4 protein-coding genes are annotated in these 3532 nt (G+C 29.3%); all 4 read left to right on the plus strand.

Annotated elements, in window-relative coordinates; genetic code table 11:
• A partial coding sequence (locus tag ACW2QF_RS17385) for a CPBP family intramembrane glutamic endopeptidase (protein WP_455717282.1) occupies window positions 1-402 on the plus strand: 402 nt, incomplete at its 5' end.
• On the plus strand, window positions 392-1057 hold the full coding sequence (locus ACW2QF_RS17390; RefSeq protein ID WP_455717283.1) for a hypothetical protein: 666 nt from the start codon (window positions 392-394) through the stop codon (window positions 1055-1057). The genes ACW2QF_RS17385 and ACW2QF_RS17390, both read left to right, overlap by 11 nt.
• Before the next feature lie 38 nt (window positions 1058-1095).
• Complete coding sequence (locus tag ACW2QF_RS17395) at window positions 1096-2487, plus strand: HlyD family secretion protein (protein ID WP_455717284.1); 1392 nt, start codon at window positions 1096-1098, stop codon at window positions 2485-2487.
• A gap of 16 nt (window positions 2488-2503) precedes the next feature.
• On the plus strand, window positions 2504-3532 hold a 1029-nt coding region (locus ACW2QF_RS17400; protein ID WP_455717285.1), incomplete at its 3' end, for an ABC transporter permease.

Here is a 3532-nt window from a genome sequence, read left to right on the forward strand (position 1 = left end):
GTCTTGGAGGAATATATATTTCGTTTTACACTGTATGGTTGTTTGAAAAATGTATTTAATTCGAAAATATGGGCAATGGCATTGGTAAGCATCTTATTTTCTTGTTTGCATATAAAAGATGGTGTTGGAGTAATTGATTTATTATTTTATTTTTTGTTTTCAATATTTCTTTGCATGATTATAGATAAAATGAAAAGTCTATGGTGGGCAATAGGGTTTCATACGGGTTGGAACTATATAGCAGATGGTGGAAATATATTCAAGGTGTTATATAAACAGGAAACTGCCATGCAAATTTTCACCCTAAAGATAATCCTCTTAGTAGGTATTGTTATGGCAATTATTGGTCTTTGCACTTTTGAAAAAATAGTATTAGGGGGAAAAGAAAAAGATGGGGACTAAGGCAGTGGGAAAGAATAAAATTGGTAAATGGTATTTGAATATTGCAGTGTTCATCGCTTATATTCTAATGTATGTAATTAGTTTCAGCAAATTCCGAAGTAATATTAATTATGTTCTGACAGGTAGCAAGTGGCATAATAGTGGATTTGATATCGTTTTTATTATTCAAGAAGCCATACATACGGTATTACCGCAGCTTGTTTTTATCTTATTTAGCATTATTGTAATAAAGATTTTTTTTAAGGCAAATAACATCGAAGTACGAAGTGGAATGATCTTATTTAATCTTTTGATATTCGGGCTTATATTATCTTGTAATAGTTTGGTGAAGGCTTTTTTTGCTAATACATCTACAGTTATGATAAATAATGATATGCAACTAGATGTATTATGGAAGTCTATCAAGAAGATAGATAATTTTTGTACAGGATTAGATATTGCATTGAAAATGGATACTATCAAAGGTGCTCTTCAAACATTAATACTAAATATTAATGTGTTTTCAGTAGTTGGATTTGTTTATTTATATAATAAACTACAAAAGGAAATGAAAAAAAGTGTTCCAATATTGATTGTGTTAATAATTCTATTTCTTATTCTAGCAATGTTGTTCGGATTTGTGGATTTGTCAGGTCTAATTGTGTGGAGTGACTAAGTTTAAAAGGTTTAATAAATAGATAGGAGATGGACAAATTGCCAAAAAAAATTATATCAATAATTGTGGTAGTAGTATTAGTTATTGGGGTGTTATGGTTAGGAAATGAAAATAAACAACGAAGTGAAGAGGTTTCGTACACCGTTTCAGTTGAACCAGTTTCACTTACGGCTACTGTTAGTACAACAACTAATACTAATGGTGAGGTTAAAATAAAAGGAAATAAAGTTGAAAATGTGGTTCTTGATTACGATGCTGTTTTAAAGGAACTATTTGTAGATGATGGGCAAACAGTAAAAAAGGGGGAGCCATTGTTTAAAATTCAGAGATATTCTGAAGAAATATATAAACAGAAATTGATGGAATTAGAGAATACTCTTACTAGCTATGAAGATAAATTAAAGATAGCCAATGTAGTAAATAGCTCAGAGTATGATATAAAAGATAATCTTGTAAATGAACAGATATCAAGTGCAACAGCAAAGAAAAAAAAGTTAGAGTCTGAGTTGAAAACTCTACAAGATAAAAAAGAGAAGGAAGAAATTACACATAAAGAATATAGTGAGCAAAAGGATAGTTATGATGTTGCAATATTGGAATGTAAGGCAAATATTCAGCAGTTGAAGGATTCTCTTGCAGATATAAAAAAAAGTAAGATTGATAATGGTAGTAATACTAAGTTATTAAAGGATAGTATCAAGGAAGTTAAAACGCAGATTAAAACTTTGAAGAAAAGTCAGAATATAACTATTAAAGCTTCAAAATCAGGTGTTATATTTTGGAGTCAGGAGTTGTATGCAGGACTTTTAGTACAACAAAATCAGTCGATTCTAAAAATATTAAATACATCCAAAACAGATAATTGTTATGTTCAGGTTAAACTAGTTGAGTCAGAATATGAGAATTTAACGGATGACAGTAATATTTATATTAGTTATGGAAGTGGATTAAATAGTGAGAAGTATAAGGGGAAATTAGGGGATGTGGTGCCAAGAATAACATATACAAATGATATCGCATATTACAATATTAGAATTTATTTTGATGAAAAAGTTGATTTAATTGTGGATATGCCTGTTAAGGTACAGATTGAATCTAAGATTAATATTCAAAATAAAGATAAAGAAGAAAATAAAGATAATGAAGAAAATAATTATTATATTCTTCCTATAAATGCTGTGGTTTCTAGAAATGAAAAAAATGCAATATTTCTTTTTATGAAAGACGAAAATAAGAATTCATACTATGCAAAACTTTTATATGTGGATATTGTAACTAGTAATAATGATACAGTTATTGTATCGAGTTCAGAATTAGATAAAAACTCTGTGGTAATAACTGATGGAAATTATGATTTATATGGGGGAGAGAAGGTTGTATTAGACCAAGGACAACAGTCAGGGTATATGGATTTAAATTTATTTAATTAGTGAGGAGATATGAATTATGAAAATTCTTAGTTTAGTGAAATGTTCCTATGACTCACTAGTAAAAGATAAAATGAAATCCTTCCTATCCATATTAGGGATTATTATCGGAGTGATTACTGTTGTAACGGTTTTATCTATTAGTGAATATTTCAGAACCTATGTAATGAATGAGTATGAAAAGGTTGGAGACAATCTTATGTGGATAACTCCTGATTATAGTCAATCAAAGAATTCAGTTTTATCATTAGAGGATGTAGATAATATTAAGAAATTATCATTTATTCAGAGTACATCACCATATGCAGTAACCACAGAAAAACTTGATATAAACGGTAGAACTGGAAATGTTTCTGTTGTGGGTGTAAATGCAAGTTATAAAGATTTAAGATCATTAGATGTGAAAGGTAGATTTATCTGTGATGTTGATGATTTAAATTGTAATCGAATTTGTGTGATATCAGATTCTGTAAGAAAAAAGTATGTAAATAGAAGCATTGATCCGATTGGTAGTACAATTACACTAAATGGAGAAGACTTTACAATAGTAGGCTATTTACCATCAAAAAAAGAGAGTACTAAGAATGGGTTGGATGAAGATAATGCAATATACATTCCTTATAATTCATTTTGTCGGTATTATGAGAGTGAAAAGTTAGATATGTATATGTTTTCTATTGATGACGTAGCTTCAGTCACAAAGTATAAGACATTGATTCAACAATCATTGCTTAGCGTGAGCCAAGATATAAATCTTAAAATTGATAGTGTTAATGAAAATATGAAAAACATGCAGTTTGTATTTAATATTATTACGTGTGTAACAATATTAATTACTGCAGTGAGCCTTATGGTTAGTGGCATTGGTATTATGAATGTACTTCTTATGTCTATTACAGAAAGGCGATGGGAGATTGGTTTAAGAAAAGCACTAGGAGCGGATAATAGGACTATATTATTACAGTTTTTGGTTGAAAGCTTACTTTTATGTATAACAGGCGCGATAATCGGCTTATTTGTTAGTAAAGCTTCTGTTATTATATTATCT

The sequence above is a fragment of the Anaerosporobacter sp. genome (assembly GCF_965301125.1).

Coding starts and splice junctions, on each gene's coding strand:
- ACW2QF_RS17390 (WP_455717283.1), top strand. CDS start 392: ATGGGGACTAAGGCAGTGGGAAAGAATAAAATTGGTAAATGGTATTTG.